Source organism: Streptomyces katrae (assembly GCF_002028425.1).
Taxonomy (GTDB): Bacteria; Actinomycetota; Actinomycetes; order Streptomycetales; family Streptomycetaceae; genus Streptomyces; species Streptomyces katrae_A.
In genome coordinates, this window is record NZ_CP020042.1 from 2,080,387 (window position 1) to 2,103,685 (window position 23,299).

The window sequence follows — 23,299 nt, forward strand, 5'->3', positions numbered from 1 at the left end:
GGGGAGCGACATGGCCACCAAGCCACCCGCAGGTGATCCGGTACAGGACGCGCCGCAGGTCGGACCCCCTCGGCACGCCGCGGCCGGGCTGCCCGCCATCGGCCACACCCTCAAGATCGCGAACGAGCAGATGGGCCTGCTGCGCACCGCGCAGACCCTCCTCAAGGTCAACCAGAAGAACGGCTTCGACTGCCCCGGCTGCGCCTGGCCCGAGGGCGACAAGCGTCACACCGCCGAATTCTGCGAGAACGGCGCCAAGGCCGTCGCCGAAGAAGCCACCCTGCGCCGCGTCACCCCCGCCTTCTTCGCCGAGCACCCCCTCGCCGAACTCGCCGGGCGCTCCGGCTACTGGCTCGGCCAGCAGGGCCGCATCACCCAGCCCATGTACCTGCCCGAGGGCGGCGACCGCTACGAGCCCGTCAGCTGGAAGCGGGCCTTCGAGATCATCGCCGAGGAACTGGGCGCCCTCTCCTCACCCGACGAGGCCGTCTTCTACACCTCCGGCCGCACCAGCAACGAGGCCGCGTTCCTCTTCCAGCTCTTCGCCCGCGAGTTCGGCACCAACAACCTGCCCGACTGCTCCAACATGTGCCACGAGTCCTCCGGCTCCGCACTCGGCGAGACCATCGGCATCGGCAAGGGCAGCGTCTCCCTCGAAGACCTCCACCAGGCCGACCTGATCATCGTCGCCGGACAGAACCCGGGCACCAACCACCCCCGCATGCTCTCCGCCCTGGAGAAGGCCAAGAACGCCGGCGCGAAGATCATCTCGGTGAACCCGCTGCCCGAAGCGGGAATGGAACGGTTCAAGAACCCCCAGACCCCCCTCGGCATGCTCAAGGGCACCCCCCTCAACGACCTCTTCCTCCAGATCCGCATCGGCGGCGACCAGGCCCTCTTCCGCCTCCTCAACAAGCTCGTCATCGAGACCGACGGCGCCCTCGACGAGGCCTTCATCCGCGAGCACACCCACGGCTACGACGACCTCGCCGCCGCCGCCAAGGAAGCCGACTGGGACGAAACCCTCAAGGCCACCGGCCTGACCCGCCCCGAGATCGAACGCGCCCTCGCGATGATCCTCGCCTCCAAGCGCACCATCGTCTGCTGGGCCATGGGCCTCACCCAGCACAAGCACGCCGTCGCCACCATCCGCGAGGTCGTCAACCTCCTGCTGCTCCGCGGCAACATCGGCCGCCCCGGCGCCGGCGTCTGCCCCGTCCGCGGCCACTCCAACGTCCAGGGCGACCGCACCATGGGCATCTTCGAGCGCCCCGCACCCGCCTTCCTCGACGCCCTCGACCGCGAGTTCCACATCACCTCGCCCCGCGCCCACGGCTACGACGTCGTCCGCGCCATCGAAGCCCTGCGCGACGGCAAGGCCAAGGTCTTCTTCGCCATGGGCGGCAACTTCGTCGGCGCCACCCCCGACACCGACGTCACCGAGGCCGCCATGCGGCGCGCCTCCCTCACCGTGCACGTCTCCACCAAGCTCAACCGCTCCCACGCCGTCACCGGCCGGCGCGCCCTGATCCTGCCCACCCTCGGCCGCACCGACAAGGACGTCCAGGCGAGCGGCAGGCAGTTCGTCACCGTCGAGGACTCCATGGGCATGGTCCACGCCTCCCGCGGCAACCTCGCCCCCGCCTCCCCCCACCTGCTCTCCGAGCCCGCCATCGTCGCCCGCATGGCCCGCGCCGTCCTCGGCACCGCCTCGAAGACCCCCTGGGAGGACTTCGAAGCCGACTACGCCACCATCCGCGACCGCATCGCCCGCGTCATCCCCGGCTTCGAGGACTTCAACACCCGCATCGCCCGCCCCGGCGGCTTCCAGCTCCCCCACGCCCCCCGCGACGAGCGCCGCTTCCCCACGAAGACCGGCAAGGCCAACTTCACCGCCGCCCCCGTCGAGTACCCCCGGGTCCCCGCCGGGCGCCTGCTGCTGCAGACCCTGCGCAGCCACGACCAGTACAACACCACCATCTACGGCCTCGACGACCGTTACCGCGGCATCACCGGCGGCCGCCGCGTCGTCATGGTCCACCCCGACGACGCCGCCGCGCTCGGCCTCGCCGACGGCTCCTACACCGACCTGATCAGCGAATGGAAGGACGGCGTCGAGCGCCGCGCGCCCGGCTTCCGCGTCGTCCACTACCCCACCGCCCGCGGCTGCGCCGCCGCCTACTACCCCGAGACCAACGTCCTGGTCCCCCTGGACTCCACCGCCGACACCAGCAACACCCCTGCCAGCAAGTCCGTCGTCGTGCGCTTCGAACCCGCCTGATAGAACGACTCCAGGACCAGATGGTTAACGATCGTTGACGAACGGAGCAGGCCCATGGCCGACGAGCAGCAGCACGCCGTGAAGTTCCCCCAGGAAGTCCTCGACGAGTACGCGGCCCTGGGCATAGACCTGCCCGCCCTGTTCTCCGCGGGCGCCCTCGGCGAGCGCATGGAGATCAGGATCCTGGAGGCCTCCGCCGACCGCGTCGTCGCCACGATGCCCGTCAAGGGCAACACCCAGCCCTACGGCCTGCTGCACGGCGGCGCCTCCGCCGTCCTCGCCGAGACCCTCGGCTCGGTGGGCGCCATGCTGCACGGCGGCAGCAAGAAGATCGCCGTCGGCGTCGACCTCAACTGCACCCACCACCGGGGCGCGCGCGACGGGATCGTCACCGGCACGGCCACCCCCGTCCACCGCGGCCGCTCCACCGCCACGTACGAGATCGTCATCACCGACGACCAGGACCGCCGCGTCTGCACCGCCCGCCTCACCTGCCTCCTGCGCGACACGGAGTCCTGACCCCCGCTTCCACGGACGTCATGCAGCCTTAACAACCGGGTCGAGACGGCCCGTTGTGCAGCCCCCGGCGCCGGTCTAGCGTTCCCGACATGGGAACCGGACCGGCGCCGCGGCGCTTCACGCCCACCCCCGACGGCCCCCGGTGAGCGGCGGGGGCGCCGGCGGGGGCATAGGCCCCCTGGAGCCGGGCGAGGGCACCTGGGACGGCGAGGACTCGCGCACGGAGCCCCGTACGCCCCTGCCACCCGGCTGGACCGGCCGCCCGCGCGCCTTCTACGCCCGCCACCGCCGCGTCGTCCTCACGGTCGCCTCGGCCGCCGTCCTGGCCGCCGCCGCCTTCCGGATCTACACCACCCGCCCCGAGCCGCCGGTGGCGCTGCCGCCGTCCGCGCCCTCCCAGACCCTCTCGCTGGCCTACGGGCAGCCGGTGGAGCCGGCGCCCGACGGGGCCGCCTTCGCGTTCACTGTCCGTGTGCGGACCTCGTCCGGCCCGCCGGTCACCGTCGAGCGGATCGGACAGCCGTCGCCGGCCCTGACCGTGACGATCAAGCCACCCCTCCCCGCCGCCGTCGCCGCCGGGGAAGTCCGCGAGCTCCTCGTTCTGATCTACGCAAAAGACTGCGTGCATGTAGCACGGAATTCCGGACTCCCATTCCTGGAAGTAACCCTCAGTAATGGAATCCAGAAAGAGGATCACAGTTACATCCCCGGTGACCGATATGCCAGGGATCTTTCCGTGGCACTGACCAGGGCATGTCCCGAAGACCGAGACGCGCCCGCTCCGAGCTCGTCATGACCAAAACCCCCTAGAGTCCTGGCGCGTCAGGACCCAAACCGACCCAAGCTCCTGCCGCATCTCAGCATCCGGACAAGACGAACCGGCCTGAATTCCCCCGTTCCACCCGCACACATCCGCTATGTATTACGCCGTGGCATAACAAGAGAGTCACATCATTGGCCTCAGCCCTCCATATCCCCCGATGCGCCGCCTAGAGTCACGGCCAGTTACCGCGACCGCCGGATTTCCTCAGTTCGGTTCCCCGCGTTCGACTCGACGCGTCCCAGGGGGGACGCGGCGCCAGGAAAGGACTGAACGTTGCGTTCTCGTCAGCTCATCGCCGTGACCGCCGCCCTCGCCGCGGGCGCTCTCACTCTCACCGCCTGCGGCTCGCGCAACGACAGCGGCGGCTCCGCCGGTGGCGACGGCGGAACCACCGTCACCATCGCCGTCGACGCCCCGCTGACCGGCGACCTCTCCGCCCTCGGCCTCGGCATCAAGAACTCCGCCGAACTCGCCGTCAAGCAGGCCAACGAGAAGAAGTACGTCAAGGGCGTCACCTTCAAGTTCCAGGCGCTCGACGACCAGGCGCAGGCCACCTCCGGCCAGCAGAACGCCACCAAGCTCGTCGCCGACAAGGACGTCCTCGGCGTCGTCGGCCCGCTGAACTCCTCGGTCTCCGAGTCCATGCAGAAGGTCTTCGACGACGCGAAGCTCACGCAGATCTCGCCGGCCAACACCAGCCCCTCCCTGACCCAGGGCCCCAAGTGGGCCGAGGGCCAGAAGACCCGCACCTACAAGAGCTACTTCCGCACCGCGACCACGGACGCCATCCAGGGCCCGTTCGCCGCGCAGTACCTCTTCAACAAGGCGGGCAAGAAGAAGGTCTTCATCATCGACGACAAGAAGACCTACGGCGCCGGCCTCGCCGGAACCTTCAAGGGCGAGTTCACCAAGCTCGGCGGCCAGATCGCCGGCGAGGGCCACATCGACCCCGACTCCAAGGACTTCTCGGCCGTCGTCACCCAGGTCAAGTCCTCCGGCGCCGACGTCGTCTACTACGGCGGCGAGTACCCCGCGGCCGGCCCGCTCAGCAAGCAGATCAAGGCCGCCGGCGCCAACATCCCCCTCGTCGGCGGTGACGGCATCAAGGACAAGAAGTACGTCGAGCTCGCCGGCCCCGGCGGCCAGGGCGACCTGTGCACCTCCGTCGGTGCCCCCGTCGAGACCCTGCCCTCCGCCAAGGAGTTCGTCGACAACTACAAGAAGGCCGGCTACAAGGACGACTACTCCGCCTACGGCGGCTACTCGTACGACTCCGCCTGGGCCATCATCGAGGGCGTCAAGAAGGTCGTCGACGCCAACAACGGCAAGCTCCCCTCCGACGCCCGCGCCAAGGTCCTCGAAGCCGTCCAGGGCGTCTCCTTCGACGGCGTGACCGGCAAGGTCTCCTTCGACGAGTTCGGCGACGCCACCAACAAGCAGCTGACCGTCTACAAGGTCGACGGCGACGACTTCAAGACCGTCGAGTCCGGCACCCTCGCCGGCTGACCTGCCCCACCTCACCCCTCTCACCTGCCGCGCGGGGCGCCGCACCACAGCGCCCCGCGCGGTGTCACATCCGTCGAAAGACTCGGAGGACCTGCGGTGCACGAACTGCCGCAACAGCTGGTCAACGGCCTGCTACTGGGATCCATGTACGGGCTCGTCGCCATCGGCTACACGATGGTCTATGGCATCGTCCAGCTCATCAACTTCGCCCACGGCGAGATCTTCATGACCGGCGGGTTCGGAGCCCTCACGGTCTGGCTGATGCTCCCCGGCGGCACCACCATGTGGCTCGCGCTGCCGCTGATGCTCATAGGCGCCGTCATCGTCGCCACCCTCATAGCCGTCGGCGCCGAACGCTTCGCCTACCGGCCCCTGCGCAACGCACCCCGCCTCGCGCCGCTCATCACCGCCATCGGCCTCTCCATCGTCCTCCAGCAGGCCGTATGGGCCTGGTACCCCGGCGCGACGTCCTCCGTCAAGTTCCCCGAGATCCCCGGCGGCCCCTTCCACATCGGCAGCATCACCATCCAGACCGGTGACGTCTTCCTCGTGCTCGCCGCCCCCATCTCCATGGCCATCCTCGGCTTCTTCGTCAAGAAGACCCGCACCGGCCGCGGCATGCAGGCCACCGCCCAGGACCCCGACACCGCCAAGCTCATGGGCATCAACACCGACCGCATCATCACGGTCGCCTTCGCCCTCGGCGCCACCTTCGCCGCCGTCGGAGCCGTCGCCTACGGCCTCAAGTACGGCGAAGTCCAGTACCGCATGGGCTTCATCCTCGGCCTCAAGGCCTTCACCGCCGCCGTCCTCGGCGGCATCGGGAACATCTACGGCGCCATGGTCGGCGGCCTGGTCCTCGGCCTCGCCGAGACCCTCACCACCGCCTACATCGCCGACGTACCCGGCATGCACCAGCTCGGCGGACAGTCCTGGGGCAACACCTGGGCGTTCGTCCTCCTCATCCTCGTACTGCTCTTCCGGCCCCAGGGCCTGCTGGGCGAGCGCGTTGCGGACAGGGCGTGAGAACCATGACGACCACCATCACCGAAACCACGCCCCAGGCGCCCACCCGCCGGGGAGGACCCATCCCCGAGCAGATCGCCCGCGCCCTCGCCACCGGCGGCGGTGTCCTCACCGTCATCTCCTGCTTCCTGGCCTGGACCTGGACCTCCGCCTTCCCCGGAGACCTCACCGTCTACGGCTACCCCGGCGGCCTCCAGTGGCTCGTCCTCGTCTGCGGCGCCCTCACCACCCTCTTCGGCCTCTCCTCCTACGGCATCAAGGGCCTCCAGTGGCTCACCCCCGCAGGAGCCGACGCCGCCATCAAGCTCTCCGCCCTCGGCGCCTTCTACACCAGCCTCTACACCACCAAGGCGATCTCCAGCACCCTCGGCGGCCTCGTCAACCTCGAGCCCGGCGGATTCATCGCCCTCATCGCCGCGGCGGCCGCCTACCTCGGCGCCCGCTCCCTCCCCTTCGAGCGCCCCGCACTCGAACCGGCGGACCCCGAAGACAGCTGGTGGGAGCGCTACAAGCACAACCAGCGCAACGCCGCGGCCGTCACCAAAGCCGCATACGCCAGCGGCACCCCCAAGCCGGCCCGCGCCCTCCCGGCCTACGCCGAGATCCTGATCATCGCCGCCGTACTCGCAGTCGCCCTCGGCGTCTTCACCTACGGCATCACCACCCCCTACCAGGAACTCTTCATCGGCTTCCTGATCGCCGCCGGCTTCGGCTTCGGCGCCCTCAACAAGAGCGGCCTCATCGCCCGCTTCACCGCACTCACCGCCAAGCACCGCAACGTCGCCCTCGTCGGCGCCTTCGTCGCGGCCATGGCCTTCCCCCTCACCCAGACCGACGACCAGTACGCGACCCTCGGCGTCAACATCCTCATCTTCGCCACCGTCGCCCTCGGCCTGAACATCGTCGTCGGCCTCACCGGCCTCCTCGACCTCGGCTACGTCGCCTTCCTCGGCGTCGGCGCCTACACCGCAGCTCTCGTATCCGGCGCACCCAACTCCCCCTTCGGCGTCCAGTTCCCCTTCTGGGCCGCCATCCTGGCCGGCGCCGCCGCGTCCATGATCTTCGGCGTCCTCATCGGCGCCCCCACCCTGCGCCTGCGCGGTGACTACCTCGCCATCGTGACGCTCGGCTTCGGTGAGATCTTCCGCATCACCATGACCAACTTCGACGGAGTCTCCGGCCCCAACGTCACCAACGGCTCCAAGGGCATCTCCAACATCCCCAACGTCGACCTCTTCGGCTTCGACTTCGGCGCAGCCCACACCATCGCCGGCTTCACCATCGGCCGCTTCGCCAACTACTTCCTGCTGATGCTCCTGGTCACCCTCATCGTGGTCATGGTCTTCCGCCGCAGCGCCGAATCCCGCATCGGCCGCGCCTGGGTCGCCATCCGCGAAGACGAGACCGCCGCCGAAGCCATGGGCATCAACGGCTTCCGCGTCAAGCTCATCGCCTTCGCCCTCGGCGCCACCCTCGCCGGACTCGCCGGCGCCGTACAGGCCCACGTCCAGTACACGGTCACCCCCGACCAGTACCAGTTCGCCAACTCCGTCCCCCCGAACTCCGCGTTCCTCCTCGCCGCCGTCGTCCTCGGCGGCATGGGAACCATCTCCGGACCCCTCGTCGGCGGATCCCTGCTCTTCCTGATCCCCAACAAGCTCCAGTTCCTGGGCGACTACCAGCTCCTCGTCTTCGGCGTCGCACTCGTCATCCTCATGCGCCTGCGCCCCGAAGGCCTCATCCCCAACCGCCGCAACCAGCTAGAGCTCCACCAGGACCTCGAAGCGCCGACAGTCCTCAGCAAGGCAGGGGCCTGACCCATGACGACGACCACCACCGAAACGGTCACCGAAACGGTCCTCGACGCCCGAGGCGTCACCATGCGCTTCGGCGGCCTCACCGCCGTCAAGAACGTCGACCTCACCGTCAACAGCGGCGAGATCGTCGGCCTCATCGGCCCCAACGGCGCCGGCAAGACCACCTTCTTCAACTGCCTCACCGGCCTCTACATCCCCACCGAGGGCGAAGTCCGGTACAAGGGCACGGTCCTGCCCCCCAAGTCCTTCAAGGTCACCGCGGCCGGCATCGCCCGCACCTTCCAGAACATCCGTCTGTTCAACAACATGACCGTCCTGGAAAACGTCCTCGTCGGACGCCACACCCGCACCAAGCAGGGCCTCTGGTCCGCCCTCCTGCGCCTCCCCAGCTTCGGCCGCGAAGAACAGGCCAGCCGGGACAAGGCCATGGAACTCCTCACCTTCATCGGCCTCGACCACAAGGCCGAACACCTCGCCCGCAACCTCCCCTACGGCGAACAGCGCAAGCTCGAAATCGCCCGCGCCCTCGCCAGCGACCCCGGCCTCATCCTCCTCGACGAGCCCACCGCCGGCATGAACCCCCAGGAGACCCGGGCCGCCGAAGAACTCATCTTCGCCATCCGGGACAAGGGCATCGCCGTCCTCGTCATCGAGCACGACATGCGCTTCATCTTCAACCTCTGCGACCGCGTCGCCTGCCTCGTCCAGGGCGAAAAGCTCATCGAAGGCACCGCCACCGAAGTCCAGAGCGACGAACGCGTCGTCGCCGCCTACCTCGGCGAACCCTTCGAAGGCGCCCCCGGCGCCGACGAGGTCGCCGAAGTCGAGGCCGCCGAAGCCCACGCCGAAGAGGCCCACGCCGAGGAAGCCCCCGAAGCACAGGCAGAGGCCCCCGCCGAGGACAGCACCACCAGCACCACCAGCACGGACGGAGAGGCCAAGTGACCGCACTCCTGGAGGTCGAAGACCTCCGCGTCGCCTACGGCAAGATCGAAGCCGTCAAGGGCATCTCCTTCACCGTCGAAGAAGGCCAGATCGTCACCCTCATCGGGACGAACGGCGCCGGCAAGACGACCACCCTGCGCACCCTCTCCGGACTGATCAAGCCCAAGGGCGGCCAGATCAAGTTCCAGGGCAAGTCCCTCAAGAAGGTCCCCGCACACGACATCGTCTCGCTCGGCCTCGCCCACTCCCCCGAGGGCCGGCACATCTTCCCCCGCATGAGCATCGAGGACAACCTCCTCCTCGGCGCCTTCCTCCGCAGCGACAAGGAAGGCATCCAGAAGGACGTCCAACGCGCCTACGACCTCTTCCCCATCCTGGGCGAACGCCGCAAGCAGGCCGCCGGCACCCTCTCCGGCGGCGAACAGCAGATGCTCGCCATGGGCCGCGCGCTCATGTCCCAGCCCAAGCTGCTCATGCTGGACGAGCCCTCCATGGGCCTCTCCCCGCTGATGATGCAGAAGATCATGGCGACCATCGCCGAGCTCAAGGCGTCGGGCACCACCATCCTGCTCGTCGAGCAGAACGCCCAGGCCGCGCTCTCCCTCGCCGACCAGGGCCACGTCATGGAGATCGGCAAGATCGTCCTGACCGGCCCCGGCCGCGAGCTCCTCGTCAACGAGGACGTCCGCAAGGCCTACCTCGGCGAGGACTGACCCCGCCGGCCCCGAAACCCGTGCGGCCCGCCTCCCCTCGGGGGGAGACGGGCCGCACGCGTGTGCCCGGGCTACTTCCCGGCGGCGTTCTGCTTCTTCTCCTCGGCGTCCTCGATGACCGCCTCGGCGACCTGCTGCATCGACATGCGGCGGTCCATCGACGTCTTCTGGATCCACCGGAACGCGGCCGGCTCGGTGAGCCCGTACTGCGTCTGCAGGATGCTCTTCGCCCGGTCCACCAGCTTCCGGGTCTCCAGGCGCGCGGAAAGGTCCGCGACCTCCTTCTCCAGCGCCTTCAGCTCCGCGAACCGGGACACGGCCATCTCGATGGCCGGCACCACGTCGCTCTTGCTGAACGGCTTCACCAGGTACGCCATGGCCCCGGCGTCCCGCGCCCGCTCGACGAGCTCGCGCTGCGAGAAGGCGGTGAGCATGAGGACCGGGGCGATGGACTCGCCCGCGATCTTCTCGGCGGCGGAGATCCCGTCGAGGACGGGCATCTTCACGTCGAGGATGACGAGGTCGGGGCGGTGCTCACGCGCCAGCTCGATGGCCGTCTGCCCGTCGCCGGCCTCGCCGACCACGGAGTAGCCCTCCTCTTCGAGCATCTCTTTGAGGTCGAGACGGATGAGCGCCTCGTCCTCGGCGATGACGACGCGGGTCGTCAGCGGCGGAACGTGCGACTGGTCGGCGTCGGGCGTGGGCGTCGACTCGTGCTCGGCGGTCACGGGGGCTCCTCTTTGCGGGGCATAACAAGCTCCCCCGAGCCTACCTAGCTCCTGTAAGGTGGTGCCACGCAGGGATCCCTGATCCCTTCGTTTCTTAGGCCCCAGTACTCCAACTGGTCAGAGAGGCCGCTCTCAAACAGCGGACAGTGTGGGTTCGAATCCCACCTGGGGCACTCTTCCTTAAATTCCAAGGTCGCGAGAGATTCGACGACCTTCCCCCTTTTAGGGGAATTCGCCAGAAGACGCACGCGCGAGCGGAAAATTTTCCCCACTGTCGCCCGTATGTACGATCTGGCCACTCGCCGACATGCACTCGCTCTCTTGCACGACGGACGCAGTCTGAACTCCGTCAGCAAGGAGACCGGGATATCCAGGGCGGCCATCCGCTCCTGGCAAGCCCGCATCGAACCACTTCCCCGCCTCAACCAGTCAGCGCCCTGCTCCGGCCCTGCCGACGAGACGGCCTACGCATACCTGCTCGGGCTCTATCTCGGTGACGGCTGCATAAGCGACCACCCGCGCGGCGGACAACACCTCCGCGTCTTCTGCGACAACGCCTGGCCCGGTCTCATCCAGCAATGCCGCACCGCCATCCTGGCGGTGCGGCCGACCGACAAGGTCTACGTGTTGCAGCGCCAGGGCTGCGTTGCCGTCACCAGCTACGGGCGGCACTGGACGTGCCTGTTCCCGCAGCACGCGCCAGGGAAGAAGCACGAACGCCGTATCGCCCTCGAACCCTGGCAGCAGGAGATCGTGGACGCCCACCCCTGGGAGTTCATCCGGGGGCTGATTCACTCCGACGGATGCCGGATCACCAACTGGACCGTTCGGAACGGGAAGCGGTACGAGTACCCCCGGTACTTCTTCACCAACAAGTCGGATGACATCCGGAAGCTCTGCACCGACACCCTTGCCAAGGTCGGGGTCCAGTGGACCATCTTGGCGCGGGGTAGCGACCCCCTGAACGTGTCCATCGCCCGCAAGGAATCCGTCGCCCTCATGGACGCCCACGTCGGGCCGAAGTACTGACGTCCAGGGCGTACACCGTGCAGGGGCGGTCCAGGACCGTGTCCTCGCGGAGGGGGGTGAAGCCCAGGCGCTCCGCCACGGCGGTCGAGGCCGTGTTGCCGTGGTGGATCATGGCGGTGATCCGGTCGAGGCCGAGGGGGCCGAAGCCCCAGTCCAGGACCGCGCGGGCCGCTTCCGTCGCGTAGCCGTGGCCCCAGTGGGGGCGGGCGAAGGTCCAGCCGATTTCGGTTTCGTCGAACTGTTCCCACCAGTTGAGGCCGCAGCGGCCGATGGCCTCGCCGGTGTCGCGGAGTTCGACGGCGCAGAGGCCGTGGCCGCGTTCGGTCCATTGGCGCTGTATGTCGTGGAGGCGGGTGGCGGCCTGGTCCCGGGTGTAGGTGCCTACGTAGCGGCCGACTTCTTGGTCGGCGTGGAGGTGGACCCACCAGTCGGTGTCGTCGGTGGTGAGGGGGCGCAGGCGGAGGCGGTCGGTAGTGATGATCATCGGGGTTCGGTTTCCTTGCGGCGGTGGATGGTCGTGTGGGCGGCTTCTGCCGTGCCGAGGCTCAGTATGAGGAGGGTCGCGCCGAGGGGGCCGAGCCAGTGGGGGCCGTGCCAGGTGAGGCCGGCTTGGCCTGCGAGGGGTGCGGCGGCGACGCCTGTGTAGACGGCGGCGGAGGCGAGTCCGGTGAGGAGGGGGGCGTCGGTGGGGCGGGTGGTGATGAGGCGGTGGGTTTGGGGGGTGAGGAGTCCCCAGCCGCAGAGGCCCCAGATGAGGAGGGCGGCGAGGGTGGTGGGGAGGTGGGCGCTGGTCCAGGGGAGGAGGGCGAAGTTGATCGCGGCGAGGGTGATGGCGGTGTTGATGACGCGGCGGCTGCCGTAGCGGTCGGTGAGGGGGCCGGAGGTGAGGGTGCCGGCGGTGGCGGCGAGGCCCCAGGCGAAGAGGAGGGCGGCGAGGGTGGTGCCGTTGTCGTGGGTGGCGCGGTCGAGGGCGGGGCCGATGAAGGAGTAGACGGTGTAGAGGCCGGTGTAGGCGAGGAGGGTGGTGAGGAGGGTGAGGCCGGTGCGGTGGTCGGTGAGGGGGGTGAGGCGGGTGCGGAGGGGGATGGCGGGTGGGGTGGGGAGGGTGGGGAGGGAGAGGGCGGTGCCTGCGGCGGCGAGGAGGCCGAGGGTGGTGACGAAGAGGAGGGTGGTGCGCCAGTCGTCGGTGAGGCTGGCGATGGCGGTGCCGAGGGGTGAGCCGAGGGCGGTGGCGGCGCTGAGGCCGGTCATGACGGTGGCGATGGCGCGGCCGCGGCGTTGGGGTGGGGCGAGTGCGGTGGCTGCGGCGACGGCGGCGGGGGTGATCATGGCGCCGCCGAGTCCGGCGAGGGCGCGGGCGGCGAGGGCGATGCCGAAGTGGGGGGTGTAGGCGGTGAGGAGGTTGCCGGTGGTGAAGAGGGTGAAGCCGGTGAGGAAGAGGGTGCGGCGGGGCCAGTGGGTGGTGAGCGTGGCCATGACGGGGCCGAGGAAGGCGTAGGTGAGGGCGTAGGCGGTGAGGAGCCAGCTTGCGGTGGTGAGGGGGACGTGGAGGGTTCGGGCTGCGTCGGGGAGGATGCCGGCGATGACGAAGCTGTCGGTGCCGATGGCGAACATGGCGGTGGCGAGGGTGAGGAGTGGGCGGTGGTGGTGCACGGGTGTGGGGCTCCGGATCGTTGATGTAACTGTTTTGGTTACGATGGTGGGCTGAAGAATGGCCGACCTTGGGCGGTCGGCCGTTGTCAGGAGGGGGTGGCGAGGGTGTCGCGTAGGACGTCGGCGATGGTGACGGTGGCGAGTTCGCGTTTCATCGTTTCCTCGGCGCGGTCGTAGGCGTCCCGGAGGACGGGTGGGATGCCGGCGCCGATGGGGCATTTGCGGTTGGGGGTGGCGGCGTGGAGGGCGAGGAGGGGGTCGGGTTCCACGGCGAGGTAGACGTCCCTGAGGGTGATGTCCTGTGGCGGGCGGGTCAGGAGCCAGCCGGCGCCGACGCCGCGGCGGGATGCGACGAGGCCGGCGTCGCGTAGGTGGCCGAGGGTGCGGCGGATGACGACGGGGTTGGTGTTGACGCTGTCGGCGATCTGGTCGGAGGTGACGATGCCGTCGGGGCGTTGGGGGCAGACGAGGGCCATCCAGGTGAGGGTGTGGGTGGCCACGGTCATGCGGCTGTTCGCGCTCATGGGCCTCTCCTGTCGTGGTGCTCGAAGTCCCCCTGTTGCAACTGATTCTGTTACGACATCGGCCGGAAGTCTAGCCTTGAGTCTCCAGTGGGTGGAGACCTCAGGGTAGGGGCATGGACGGCGCGGCGGAGTGGTTTTCGATCGGGGAGCTGGCCCGGAGGTCGGGGCTGGCGGTGCGGACCATTCGGTTCTATTCCGATGAGGGGATCGTCGTGCCGGCCGGTCGTAGTCGTGCCGGGTACCGGTTGTACGACGTCGGGGCGCTGGTGCGCCTGGAGTTGGTGCGGACGCTGCGGGAGCTGGGGGTGGATCTGCCCAGTGTGCGGCGGGTGCTGGATCGGGAGTTGTCGGTGGCCGAGGTGGCTGCCGTGCATGCCGATGCGGTGGAGGTGCAGCTTCGGGTGTTGCGGTTGCGTCGGGCGGTGTTGCGGCTGGTGGCGGAGCGTGGGTCCAGTCCTGAGGAGGTCCGGTTGATGCACAGGGTGACGCGGTTGTCGGCGCAGGAGCGGCGGCGGTTGGTGGAGGAGTTGGTGGCGGGGGCGGAGGAGTCGGTGGCGGCGATGGTGCGGGTGGCTGCGCCGGATCTGCCGGACGATCCGTCGGCGGAGCAGGTGGCGGCGTGGGTGGAGTTGGTGGAGCTGATGGGTGATGCGGACTTCGGTGAGGTGTTCCGGGCGGGGCCGGGGGTGGAGGGGCCGGTGGATCCGCGGGTGGAGCGGTATTGGCGGTTGGTGTGGGCGGTGAACGGGTGGGAGGTGGTGCCGGGGTGGGTGCCCTAGGTTGGGGTGGTCGTTGCCGGATGAAGGGGTGTTGTGGTGAGCGAGAAGGCTCGGAAGTTGTTCGATGCGTTGGATCTGAACCATGACGGTGAGCTGACGCGGCTGGAGGTGATTTCGGCCCTGCGGTCGAAGGGGCCGACGCTGGCGGCGCGGGGGGATCTGCCGTTCTGGGGTCTGGGGGACGCGGACGCGTCGTCGGCGCTGTTCGATGCGGCGGACAAGAACGGTGACCAGGTGTTGAGCTTCGAGGAGTTCGAGGCGGAGGTGGACCGGCGGTTCGGCTGGTAGGGGGGGTTGCCCCACCTTGGGTCGGGTGGTTGGCGGGATGCCGTCGGGGGCCGGTCTCCGGTGATCGTTGGGTGCAGCACACGTCGTGGTGCTGGTTCGGCGATTTCCGGGGAGGGTCCATGGGTGGGCGGCGGATGGTGGCTGCGGTGGCGGTCGGGGTACTGGCGCTGGGGGTGGCGGCGCAGCCGGTGGCGTTCGCGGCCGGTCGGCCGGATTCCGTTCAGCGGGGTCTGGACGGGCTGGTGCGGGAGGGCGGGGTGCCCGGGGCGCTGGCGACCGTGACGGACGGGGACGGCCGGTCGCGGACGTATACCGCCGGGGTCGGTGACGTGGCCACGGGTGCGGGGGTGCCTCGGGACGGGCAGGTGCGGATCGGGAGCAATACGAAGGTGTTCACGTCCGTGGTGCTGCTGCAGCTGGTGGGCGAGGGGCGGCTCGGGCTGGACGACAAGGTGGAGGAGCACCTGCCGGGGGTGGTGCGCGGGGACGGTTTCGACGGTCGGAAGATCACGGTGCGGCAGCTGCTCCAGCACACGAGTGGGATCCCGGACTACGAGGCGGAGGTCGGGGAGGCGATCGAGCGGGGGCGGTACATGGCGCCGCGGGAGGTTTTGGAGATCGCGTTCCGGCATCCGGCGACGTCGACGGACGGGAAGACGTTCCACTACAGCAACACGAACTACGTGCTGGCCGGTCTGATCGTGGAGAAGGTGGCGAAGCGGCCGCTGGCGGCGGAGATCGACCGTCGGGTGGTGCGGCGGTTGGGGTTGCGGCACACGTATTTCCCGGCGCCGCGTGATCTGACGATCCGGGAGGCGCATCCGCAGGCGTATCACCAGGATGTCGTGGGCGGGCCGTTGCGGAAGGTGACGGAGATCGATCCGTCGGCGGCGTGGGCGGCGGGTCAGATGGTGTCGACGAACTCGGACATGAACCGGTTCTTCTCGGCGTTGCTGGGGGGTCGTCTGTTGCGGGAGGAGCAGTTGCGGGCGATGCGGACGACGGTGCCGGTGGTCGAGGGGGCGGAGGTGGGGTACGGGCTGGGGCTGATCAGCCGGCCGTTGTCGTGCGGTGGGGTGTATTGGGGGCACGGGGGTGACATCACGGGGTTCGAGACCCGGGGTGGGGTGGGGCCGGACGGGCGTGCGGTGAGTGTCGCGGTGACGACGGATCCGGCGGACTACAAGGTCACGGAGCGGCTGGAGGGGCTGGTGGACCAGGCTCTGTGCCGTTGAGGTGAGGCCGGGTACACGGAAGACCGCCGGGGCCCCGCGCGTGGGGGCTCCGGCGGTGTTCTCGTGGGCGGGTCAGTGGACGGGGTCGCCGATGTGGTGGATGCGGACGAGGTTGGTCTTGCCGCTGACGCCGGGGGGCGAGCCGGCGGTGATGACGACGATGTCGCCGGTCTGGCAGCGGCCGATGCGCAGGAGTTCTTCCTCGACCTGGGCGACCATGGCGTCGGTGGAGTCGACGTGGGGGCCGAGGAAGGTTTCGACGCCCCAGGTGAGGTTGAGCTGGGAGCGGGTGGCGGGGTCGGGGGTGAAGGCGAGGAGGGGGATGGGCGAGCGGTAGCGGGAGAGCCGGCGGACGGTGTCTCCGCTCTGGGTGAAGGCGACGAGGTACTTGGCGTCGAGGAAGTCGCCCATTTCGGCGGCGGCGCGGGCGACGGCTCCGCCCTGGGTGCGGGGCTTGTTGCGGTCGGTGAGCGGCGGGAGGCCCTTGGCGAGGATGTCCTCTTCGGCGGCTTCGACGATGCGGGCCATGGTCCGGACGGTTTCGACGGGGTGCTTTCCGACGCTGGTTTCGCCGGAGAGCATGACGGCGTCGGTGCCGTCGATGACGGCGTTGGCGACGTCGGAGGCTTCGGCTCGGGTGGGGCGGGAGTTGTCGATCATCGAGTCGAGCATCTGGGTGGCGACGATGACCGGCTTGGCGTTGCGCTTGGCGAGCTTGATGGCGCGCTTTTGGACGATGGGGACCTGTTCCAGGGGCATTTCGACGCCGAGGTCGCCGCGGGCGACCATGATGCCGTCGAAGGCGGCGACGATGTCGTCGATGTTCTCGACGGCCTGGGGCTTTTCGATCTTCGCGATGACGGGGAGGCGGCGGCCTTCCTCGTCCATGATGCGGTGGACGTCTTCGATGTCGCGGCCGGTGCGGACGAAGGAGAGGGCGATGACGTCGGCGCCGGTGCGCAGGGCCCAGCGGAGGTCTTCGATGTCCTTGTCGGAGAGGGCGGGGACGGAGACGGCTACGCCGGGGAGGTTGAGTCCCTTGTGGTCGGAGACCATGCCGCCTTCGATGACGCGGGTGTGGACGCGGGGGCCTTCGACGGCGGTGACTTCGAGGGTGACGCGGCCGTCGTCGACGAGGATGCGTTCGCCGGTGGTGACGTCGTGGGCGAGGCCCTTGTAGGTGGTGCCGCAGGTGTGGCGGTCGCCTTCGTGGTCTTCGACGGTGATGGTGAACTCGTCTCCGCGTTCAAGGAGTACGGGTCCTTCGTGGAAGCGGCCGAGGCGGATCTTCGGGCCTTGAAGGTCGGCCAGGATGCCGACGCTGCGGCCGGTTTCGTCGGCGGCCTTGCGTACGCGCTGGTAGCGCTCCTCGTGTTCGGCGTAGGTGCCGTGGCTGAGATTGAGGCGGGCGATGTCCATTCCGGCTTCGACCAGGGCTTTGATCTGGTCGTAGGAGTCGGTGGCGGGGCCCAGGGTACATACGATTTTCGCTCGGCGCATGGGGCGAGGGTATGCCCTACCGAGGGGTAGGAAATGAGGTGGGCGTGTCTGCTCAACAACCTTTGGGCAAAGGCTTGTTGACATTTGTTGAATGTGCGTGGGGGTGCTCCGATGAGCACCCCCACGGGGTCACCGCTTCGGCGTTTCGTACGGGTTTCAGAGCTGCGGCGGGGTCATCGTGAAGCGGGCGTTCACTTGGGCGTAGACGGTCTGCCGCTGGGGTTCGAGGTCGAGGGGCGGAGCGGCCTCCTCCTCGGCCCCGGCGAAGGTCATGGAGCGGTAGGCGCCGGCGGGGGCGGCCATGGCGAGGGGGGCGGCGTTCTCGGCGCCGAGGTCGGCGAGCTCGACGAGGGCGGCGAGGTCGGCGCCGAGGGCGCGGGCGTATGCGCGGGCGCGCTGGACGGCTTCGAGGACGGCCTGGCGGCGGGCTTCGCCGTGGGCGGGCGAGGTGGGGCGCAGGGCCCACCAGGGGCCGTCGACGCGGGTGAGGTCGAGGTCGGCGAGGCGGGTGGTGAGTTCGCCGAGGGCGGTGAAGTCGTTCAGTTCGGCGGTGATGTGGACGGTGCCGTGGTAGGCGCGGACGCGTTCGCCGCGGCCGTGGCGGGTGAGTTCGGGGGTGATGGAGAAGGCTCCGGTCTCCAGCTTCTCGACGGGGTCGCCGTAGCTCTTGACGAGGTCGAGGACGGTGTTGTTGCGGCGGGTGAGGTCGTCGAGGGCGCTGCGGCGGTCGGTGCCGCGGGCGGTGATGGTGATGCCGATGCGGGCGATCTCGGGGTCGACTTCGAGGCGGGCTTCGCCGCGGACGGCGACGCGGGGGGCTTCGGGGGTGCCGTAGGGCTGGTGGGTGGCCGGGGTGTGCGTGGCGTCCTGGGTCATGGTTTCACTGTCGCACCGTCGCCCGTTCGGGTCTGGTCATCGGATCGAAACCTGGGTGGGGTGTTGCGGCTTGTTACCCATCGGTCAGAATCTACGCGCGTTGTCCACGCGTTTTGACGCTGTACTGACACACGCCTGACTAGGGGAGATGGCATGGGGTTCGACCGTAGGACGTTCATGGGGGCTTCGGCCGCGACGGGTGCCGCCGTGGCGCTGGCGGGGGCAACGGCTGCTCCGGCCGCTGCCGCGCCGGCCGCCGCCGCGCCGTCGGCGAAGCAGCGGACGTACTCGTTCACCGTGATGGGGACGACCGACCTGCACGGGAACGTCTTCAACTGGGACTACTTCACGGACAAGGAGTTCGACGACAAGGCGCACAACGACATCGGCCTGGCGAAGATCTCGACCCTGGTGAACCAGGTGCGGGAGCAGAAGGGGCGGTGCAACACCCTCCTGATCGACGCCGGTGACACCATCCAGGGCACGCAGCTGGCGTACTACTACGCGAAGGTGGATCCGATCACGGCGCGCCGGGGTCCGGTGCACCCGATGGCGCAGGCGATGAACGCGATCGGCTACGACGCGGCGGCCATCGGCAACCACGAGTTCAACTACGGCATCCCCGTGCTGCGGAAGTTCGAGGAGCAGTGTCGTTTCCCGCTGCTGGGGGCGAACGCGCTGGACGCGAAGACGCTGAAGCCGGCGTTCGCGCCGTACAGCATGCACCGGCTGCGGACCCCGCACGGGCGGGACGTGAAGGTGGCGGTGCTGGGGCTGACGAACCCGGGCATCGCGATCTGGGACAAGGCGAACGTGCAGGGGAAGATGACCTTCCCGGGTCTGGAGGAGCAGGCGGCGAAGTACGTGCCGCGGCTGCGTTCGATGGGCGCGGACGTGGTGATCGTGTCGGCGCACTCGGGGTCGAGCGGTACGTCCTCCTACGGTGACCAGCTTCCGTACATCGAGAACGCGGCCGCTCTGGTGGCCGAGCAGGTGCCGGGGATCGACGCGATCCTGGTGGGGCACGCGCACACCGAGATCCCGGAGTACCGGGTGAAGAACAAGGCGACCGGCAAGGACGTGGTGCTGTCGGAGCCGCTGAAGTGGGGGCAGCGGCTGACGCTGTTCGACTTCGAGCTGGCGTGGGAGCGGGGCCGCTGGTCGGTGTCGAAGGTGTCGGCGAAGGTGCTGAACTCGAACACGGCCGCCGAGGACCCGAAGATCACGAACCTGCTGTCGGACGAGCACCGCAAGGTGGTGGCGTACGTCAACCAGGTGATCGGCACCTCGAAGCTGGCGATGTCCTCGGCGGACGGCCCGGTCAAGGACGTGCCGATCATCGACCTGATCAGCCATGTGCAGGCGGAGACGGTCAAGGGTGCGCTGGCGGGTACGGAGTGGGCGGCGCTGCCGGTACTGTCGCAGGCCTCGTGCTTCTCGCGGACGGCGTCGATCCCGGCCGGGCAGGTGACGATCAAGGACGCGGCGGGTCTGTACCCGTTCGAGAACACCCTGGAGGCACGTCTGCTGACGGGTGCGCAGCTGAAGGACTACCTGGAGTACTCGGCGAAGTACTACGTGCGGACGGCGCCGGGTGAGGTGGTGGACCCGGCGAAGATCACGAACGCGGAGTCCACGCCGGACTACAACTACGACGCGGTGTACGGGGTGTCGTACGACGTGGACATCGCCCAGCCGACGGGTTCGCGGATCTCGAACCTGTCGTTCCAGGGCAAGCCGGTGGACCCGGCGGCGCAGTTCGTGCTGGCGGTGAACAACTACCGGGCTTCGGGTGGTGGCAACTTCCCGCACGTGCCGCAGGCGAAGCAGCTGTGGTCGAACTCGGAGGAGATCCGCACCACGATCATCCAGTGGGTGAAGGCGAAGGGGACGATCGATCCGGCGCAGTTCGCTTCGGTGGACTGGAAGCTGACGCGGGCCGGGGTCCCGGTGTTCTAGTTCCGCGCTCGCCCGCCTGGTCCGGGGCCGGGTTCCGCCGTGTGGCGGGGCCCGGCCCCGGGCGCGTTCAGGGGTGGTCGACGAGCGGGAGGAGGTCGACGGCGGCGCGGGGGCGGGTGTGTTCGCGCTGTTCGAGGCCGAAGGTGGTGAAGGCGGTGCGGCCGGGCTGGGGGTAGGGGTCCTTGCCGGTGAGGGTGTTGAGGATGGCGGCGCTGCGCCAGGCGGCGAGGCCGAGGTCGGGGGTGCCGACTCCGTGGGTGTGGCGTTCGCCGTTCTGGACGAAGACGGTTCCGCTGACGGAGGGGTCGAGGACCATGCGGTAGCGGTCGTCGATGCGGGGGCGGCCGGAGGAGTCCTTGCGCATGTAGGGGTCGAGGCCGGCGAAGAGGCTGGTCAGGGGGCGTTCCTTGTAGCCGGTGGCGAGGACGACGGCGTCGGTGGTGAGGCGGGAGCGGGTGCCCTGCTGGGTGTGTTCGAGGTGGAGTTCGACCTTGGTGGTGGCGACGCGGCCGGCGGTGCGGACGGTGACTCCGGGGGTGAGGACGGTGTCGGGCCAGCCGCCGTGGAGGGTGCGGCGGTAGAGCTCTTCGTGGATGGCGGCGATGGTGGCGGCGTCGATACCCTTGTGGAGCTGCCATTGGGCGGGGACGAGGCGGTCGCGGACGGGTTCGGGCAGGGAGTGGAAGTAGCGGGTGTAGTCGGGGGTGAAGTGTTCGAGCCCGAGCTTGGAGTACTCCATGGGGGCGAAGGAGGGGGTGCGGGCGAGCCAGGTGAGGCGTTCGCGGCCGGCGGGGCGGGCGCGCAGGAGGTCGAGGAAGACCTCGGCTCCGGACTGGCCGGATCCGATGACGGTGACGTGTTCGGCGCCGAGGATGCGGGCGCGGTTGTCGAGGTAGTCGGCGGAGTGGATGACGGGGACGGTGGGGGCTTCGGCGAGGGGGCGCAGGGGTTCGGGGACGTAGGGGGCGGTGCCGATGCCGAGGGCGAGGTTGCGGGTGTAGGTGCGGCCGAGGGCTTCGGCTTCTCCGTCGGGGTCGAGCTGGGTGTAGTCGACTTCGAAGAGGTCGCGTTCGGGGTTCCAGCGGACGGCGTCGACCTGGTGGCCGAAGTGGAGTCCGGGCAGGCGGCCGGCGACCCAGCGGCAGTAGGCGTCGTATTCGGCGCGCTGGATGTGGAACTGCTCGGCGAAGTAGAAGGGGAAGAGGCGTTCCTTGTGCTTGAGGTAGTTGAGGAACGTCCAGGGGCTGGCGGGGTCGGCGAGGGTGACGAGGTCGGCGAGGAAGGGGACTTGGAGGGTGGCGCCGTCGATGAGGAGGCCGGGGTGCCAGCGGAAGTCGCGGCGCTGGTCGTAGAAGGCGGTGGCGAGGCGGTCGGCGCCTTGGGCGGGGAGGCCGTGGCTGAGGGCGGCGAGGGAGAGGTTGAAGGGGCCGATGCCGATTCCGACGAGGTCGTGGGGTGCATCGTGCTGGGCGGTCATCGGTGGGTTCTGCCTTCCAGGTGGGCGATGAGGGTGTCCAGGTCCCCGGTCGTGGTGTGGGGGTTGAGGAGGGTGGCCTTGAGCCAGAGGCGGCCGTCGGCGGTGGCGCGGCCGAGGACGGCGGTGCCGTCGGTCAGGAGGGTGCGGCGCAGGGTGGCGAGCTGGTCGTCGTCCGTGGGGGTGGGCCGGAAGAGGACCGTGGTGATGGTGGGGTGGGCGTGGAGTTCGAAGCCGGGGTGGGCGTCGAGGAGGTCGGCGAGGTGCCGGGCGGTGGCGCAGGTGTGGTCGATGAGGCGGGCGAGGCCGTCGCGGCCGAGTGAGCGGAGGGTGGCGGCGATCTTGACGGCGTCGGGGCGGCGGGTGGTGCGCAGGGAGCGGCCGAGGAGGTCGGGGAGGCCCGCTTCGGTGTCGTCGGTGGCGTTGAGGTAGTCGGCCTGGTGGGCGAGGGGGGCCAGCAGGCTGGTGTCGGGGACGGCGAGGAGGCCTGCGGCGACGGGTTGCCAGCCGAGTTTGTGCAGGTCGAGGGTGAGGGAGCGGGCGCGGTCGAGACCGGTGAGCCGGTGGCGGTGGCGGGGGCTGAAGGTGAGGGTTCCGCCGTAGGCGGCGTCGACGTGGAGTTCGGCGTGGTGGTGGTCGCAGACGTCGGCGATCGCGGGGAGGGGGTCGATGAGTCCGGCGTCGGTGGTGCCGGCGGTGGCGGTGACGAGGACGGGGCCGGGGGTGCGGGTGAGGGCGGCGTCGAGGGTGGCGGGGTCGAGGGTGCCGGTGGGGGTGGGGAGGGTGAGGGTGGGGGGCAGGCCGAGGAGCCAGGCGGCGCGGGGGATCGAGTGGTGGGCGTTGGCTCCGTGGACGACGGTGAGGCGGGGGCCGTGGCGTTCGCGGGCGAGGAGGAGGGCGAGCTGGTTGGCTTCGGTGCCGCCGGTGGTGAGGAGGGCGTCGGGGTGGGGGGTGGGGTAGAGCTCGGCGGCGAGGGCGGCGGTGAGGTGTTCTTCGAGGGCGGAGGCTGCGGGGGCCTGGTCCCAGGAGTCGAGGCTGGGGTTGAGGGCGCTGACGGCGAGGTCGGCGGCGGCGGCGACGGCGAGCGGGGGGCAGTGGAGGTGGGCGGCGCAGAGGGGGTCGGCGGGGTCGGCCGCGCCGGCGGCGAGGGTGTGGACGAGGGTGGCGAGGGCTTCGTGGTCGCCGGTGCCGTGGGCGGGGAGGATGTCGCCGAGGGTGGCGCGGACGCGGGCGGCGGTGGTGTGGGGGCCGCCGGCGGGGAGGGGTCCGCCGCGTTCGGCGGCGCCGGTGCGCAGGGCGGTCAGAACGGTGTCGAGGAGGGGCCGCAGTGCGTCGGAGCCGCCCTGTCCGCCGGCGAGCGGGGGCGTGGGCAGGGGCGCGGTCATGGCGGGCCTCCGGGGCTGGGCGGGTGGGATGCGCGGGCCTGGGGGCTGCTCGGTGGCCGAGGCCGGGCGGAACACCCGGCCGGTACAACGAGCAGACCCGAACGGGGTAACCGTCGGGTGGGGGCGGTGGTCGGTTTTCGGCCGTCCGACCGGTACGGGCGCGGGGGTGCGGGGGCCTGCGGGCAGGGCGGGCGGTGGCCGGATCGGGATGGGGGAATCTTGGGGGTCCGGGCTCTGGG

21 protein-coding genes and 1 tRNA gene are annotated in these 23,299 nt (G+C 69.7%); 14 read left to right on the forward strand and 8 right to left on the reverse strand.

Features of this window, described 5'->3' with window-relative positions:
- Positions 1–10: 10 nt before the first annotated feature.
- The 8 genes from B4U46_RS09430 (at position 11) to B4U46_RS09465 (ending at position 9,630) form a co-directional block, all read left to right on the forward strand.
- On the forward strand, positions 11–2,281 hold the full coding sequence (locus B4U46_RS09430) for an FdhF/YdeP family oxidoreductase (RefSeq protein WP_079425810.1): 2,271 nt from the start codon (positions 11–13) through the stop codon (positions 2,279–2,281).
- A gap of 54 nt (positions 2,282–2,335) precedes the next feature.
- Positions 2,336–2,800, forward strand: coding sequence for a PaaI family thioesterase (locus tag B4U46_RS09435; RefSeq protein WP_079425812.1), 465 nt, complete (start codon positions 2,336–2,338; stop codon positions 2,798–2,800).
- A gap of 142 nt (positions 2,801–2,942) precedes the next feature.
- Entirely contained in the window at positions 2,943–3,596 is a 654-nt protein-coding gene (locus B4U46_RS09440; RefSeq protein ID WP_079425814.1) for a hypothetical protein, read from the forward strand.
- A gap of 300 nt (positions 3,597–3,896) precedes the next feature.
- Positions 3,897–5,129 carry a branched-chain amino acid ABC transporter substrate-binding protein gene (locus B4U46_RS09445; protein ID WP_079425816.1) on the forward strand — a complete coding sequence of 411 codons (1,233 nt, stop codon included), beginning with the start codon at positions 3,897–3,899 and terminating at the stop codon, positions 5,127–5,129.
- 96 nt (positions 5,130–5,225) lie between these two features.
- Positions 5,226–6,155 (forward strand): branched-chain amino acid ABC transporter permease, encoded by a 930-nt coding sequence (locus B4U46_RS09450; RefSeq protein ID WP_079425818.1) that lies wholly within the window; start codon positions 5,226–5,228, stop codon positions 6,153–6,155.
- A 5-nt stretch (positions 6,156–6,160) separates the two neighbouring features.
- Entirely contained in the window at positions 6,161–7,972 is a 1,812-nt protein-coding gene (locus tag B4U46_RS09455) for a branched-chain amino acid ABC transporter permease (protein ID WP_079425820.1), read from the forward strand.
- Between the two features lie 3 nt (positions 7,973–7,975).
- Complete coding sequence (locus B4U46_RS09460; RefSeq protein WP_079425823.1) at positions 7,976–8,917, forward strand: ABC transporter ATP-binding protein; 942 nt, start codon at positions 7,976–7,978, stop codon at positions 8,915–8,917.
- Positions 8,914–9,630, forward strand: coding sequence for an ABC transporter ATP-binding protein (locus B4U46_RS09465; RefSeq protein ID WP_079425826.1), 717 nt, complete (start codon positions 8,914–8,916; stop codon positions 9,628–9,630). Before B4U46_RS09460 ends, B4U46_RS09465 begins: the two co-directional genes overlap by 4 nt.
- A 71-nt stretch (positions 9,631–9,701) precedes the next feature.
- Here the strand turns inward: B4U46_RS09465 and B4U46_RS09470 are convergent, their stop codons facing one another.
- On the reverse strand, positions 9,702–10,358 hold the full coding sequence (locus B4U46_RS09470) for an ANTAR domain-containing response regulator (protein WP_079425828.1): 657 nt from the start codon (positions 10,356–10,358) through the stop codon (positions 9,702–9,704).
- 98 nt (positions 10,359–10,456) lie between these two features.
- On the opposite strand from B4U46_RS09470, the gene B4U46_RS09475 reads away from it, so the two are divergent.
- Positions 10,457–10,531 (forward strand) — tRNA-Leu (locus B4U46_RS09475).
- 109 nt (positions 10,532–10,640) lie between these two features.
- Positions 10,641–11,387, forward strand: a complete 747-nt coding sequence (locus B4U46_RS09480) for a helix-turn-helix domain-containing protein (RefSeq protein WP_079425830.1) — start codon at positions 10,641–10,643, stop codon at positions 11,385–11,387.
- Here the strand turns inward: B4U46_RS09480 and B4U46_RS09485 are convergent.
- The 3 genes from B4U46_RS09485 to B4U46_RS09495 all read right to left on the reverse strand — a co-directional run bounded on the left by B4U46_RS09485 (position 11,356) and on the right by B4U46_RS09495 (position 13,564).
- The gene (locus tag B4U46_RS09485) at positions 11,356–11,871 is read right to left on the reverse strand and encodes a GNAT family N-acetyltransferase (RefSeq protein WP_079425832.1); all 516 of its coding nucleotides are present in this window, start codon (positions 11,869–11,871) and stop codon (positions 11,356–11,358) included. The two genes, B4U46_RS09480 and B4U46_RS09485, sit on opposite strands and share 32 nt — an antisense overlap.
- Positions 11,868–13,040 carry an MFS transporter gene (locus B4U46_RS09490; protein WP_079425834.1) on the reverse strand — a complete coding sequence of 391 codons (1,173 nt, stop codon included), beginning with the start codon at positions 13,038–13,040 and terminating at the stop codon, positions 11,868–11,870. Before B4U46_RS09490 ends, B4U46_RS09485 begins: the two co-directional genes overlap by 4 nt.
- A gap of 86 nt (positions 13,041–13,126) precedes the next feature.
- Positions 13,127–13,564 carry an Rrf2 family transcriptional regulator gene (locus B4U46_RS09495; protein ID WP_079425836.1) on the reverse strand — a complete coding sequence of 146 codons (438 nt, stop codon included), beginning with the start codon at positions 13,562–13,564 and terminating at the stop codon, positions 13,127–13,129.
- Between the two features lie 113 nt (positions 13,565–13,677).
- Here B4U46_RS09495 and B4U46_RS09500 point away from each other — a divergent pair, with 113 nt between their 5' ends.
- The 3 genes from B4U46_RS09500 to B4U46_RS09510 all read left to right on the forward strand — a co-directional run bounded on the left by B4U46_RS09500 (position 13,678) and on the right by B4U46_RS09510 (position 15,866).
- Positions 13,678–14,343 (forward strand): MerR family transcriptional regulator, encoded by a 666-nt coding sequence (locus B4U46_RS09500; protein WP_079425838.1) that lies wholly within the window; start codon positions 13,678–13,680, stop codon positions 14,341–14,343.
- 36 nt (positions 14,344–14,379) lie between these two features.
- A complete protein-coding gene (locus B4U46_RS09505; protein ID WP_079431655.1) occupies positions 14,380–14,631 on the forward strand; it encodes an EF-hand domain-containing protein in 252 nt (83 codons plus the stop codon).
- 134 nt (positions 14,632–14,765) lie between these two features.
- Entirely contained in the window at positions 14,766–15,866 is a 1,101-nt protein-coding gene (locus tag B4U46_RS09510; protein ID WP_079425840.1) for a serine hydrolase domain-containing protein, read from the forward strand.
- 72 nt (positions 15,867–15,938) lie between these two features.
- Here B4U46_RS09510 and pyk read toward each other — a convergent pair whose 3' ends face one another.
- Together pyk and B4U46_RS09520 are read right to left on the reverse strand one after the other, a co-directional pair.
- The gene (gene pyk, locus B4U46_RS09515) at positions 15,939–17,366 is read right to left on the reverse strand and encodes a pyruvate kinase (protein WP_079425842.1); all 1,428 of its coding nucleotides are present in this window, start codon (positions 17,364–17,366) and stop codon (positions 15,939–15,941) included.
- Positions 17,367–17,522: 156 nt separating this feature from the next.
- Positions 17,523–18,242: an SIMPL domain-containing protein gene (locus tag B4U46_RS09520; protein ID WP_079425845.1), complete on the reverse strand. Its 720-nt coding sequence runs from the start codon at positions 18,240–18,242 to the stop codon at positions 17,523–17,525.
- 153 nt (positions 18,243–18,395) lie between these two features.
- On the opposite strand from B4U46_RS09520, the gene B4U46_RS09525 reads away from it, so the two are divergent.
- A complete protein-coding gene (locus B4U46_RS09525) occupies positions 18,396–20,201 on the forward strand; it encodes a bifunctional metallophosphatase/5'-nucleotidase (RefSeq protein WP_079425847.1) in 1,806 nt (601 codons plus the stop codon).
- A gap of 67 nt (positions 20,202–20,268) precedes the next feature.
- Here B4U46_RS09525 and B4U46_RS09530 read toward each other — a convergent pair whose 3' ends face one another.
- Positions 20,269–21,678 carry a lysine N(6)-hydroxylase/L-ornithine N(5)-oxygenase family protein gene (locus B4U46_RS09530; protein ID WP_079425849.1) on the reverse strand — a complete coding sequence of 470 codons (1,410 nt, stop codon included), beginning with the start codon at positions 21,676–21,678 and terminating at the stop codon, positions 20,269–20,271.
- Positions 21,675–23,048 carry a pyridoxal phosphate-dependent decarboxylase family protein gene (locus tag B4U46_RS09535; protein ID WP_079431656.1) on the reverse strand — a complete coding sequence of 458 codons (1,374 nt, stop codon included), beginning with the start codon at positions 23,046–23,048 and terminating at the stop codon, positions 21,675–21,677. The genes B4U46_RS09530 and B4U46_RS09535 overlap by 4 nt, the downstream gene beginning before the upstream one ends.
- Positions 23,049–23,299: the final 251 nt, after the last annotated feature.

Coding starts and splice junctions, on each gene's coding strand:
- B4U46_RS09430 (WP_079425810.1), top strand. CDS start 11: ATGGCCACCAAGCCACCCGCAGGTGATCCGGTACAGGACGCGCCGCAG.
- B4U46_RS09435 (WP_079425812.1), top strand. CDS start 2,336: ATGGCCGACGAGCAGCAGCACGCCGTGAAGTTCCCCCAGGAAGTCCTC.
- B4U46_RS09455 (WP_079425820.1), top strand. CDS start 6,161: ATGACGACCACCATCACCGAAACCACGCCCCAGGCGCCCACCCGCCGG.
- B4U46_RS09460 (WP_079425823.1), top strand. CDS start 7,976: ATGACGACGACCACCACCGAAACGGTCACCGAAACGGTCCTCGACGCC.
- B4U46_RS09480 (WP_079425830.1), top strand. CDS start 10,641: ATGTACGATCTGGCCACTCGCCGACATGCACTCGCTCTCTTGCACGAC.
- B4U46_RS09485 (WP_079425832.1), bottom strand. CDS start 11,871: ATGATCATCACTACCGACCGCCTCCGCCTGCGCCCCCTCACCACCGAC.
- B4U46_RS09495 (WP_079425836.1), bottom strand. CDS start 13,564: ATGAGCGCGAACAGCCGCATGACCGTGGCCACCCACACCCTCACCTGG.
- B4U46_RS09500 (WP_079425838.1), top strand. CDS start 13,678: ATGGACGGCGCGGCGGAGTGGTTTTCGATCGGGGAGCTGGCCCGGAGG.
- B4U46_RS09510 (WP_079425840.1), top strand. CDS start 14,766: ATGGTGGCTGCGGTGGCGGTCGGGGTACTGGCGCTGGGGGTGGCGGCG.
- pyk (WP_079425842.1), bottom strand. CDS start 17,366: ATGCGCCGAGCGAAAATCGTATGTACCCTGGGCCCCGCCACCGACTCC.
- B4U46_RS09520 (WP_079425845.1), bottom strand. CDS start 18,242: ATGACCCAGGACGCCACGCACACCCCGGCCACCCACCAGCCCTACGGC.
- B4U46_RS09525 (WP_079425847.1), top strand. CDS start 18,396: ATGGGGTTCGACCGTAGGACGTTCATGGGGGCTTCGGCCGCGACGGGT.
- B4U46_RS09530 (WP_079425849.1), bottom strand. CDS start 21,678: ATGACCGCCCAGCACGATGCACCCCACGACCTCGTCGGAATCGGCATC.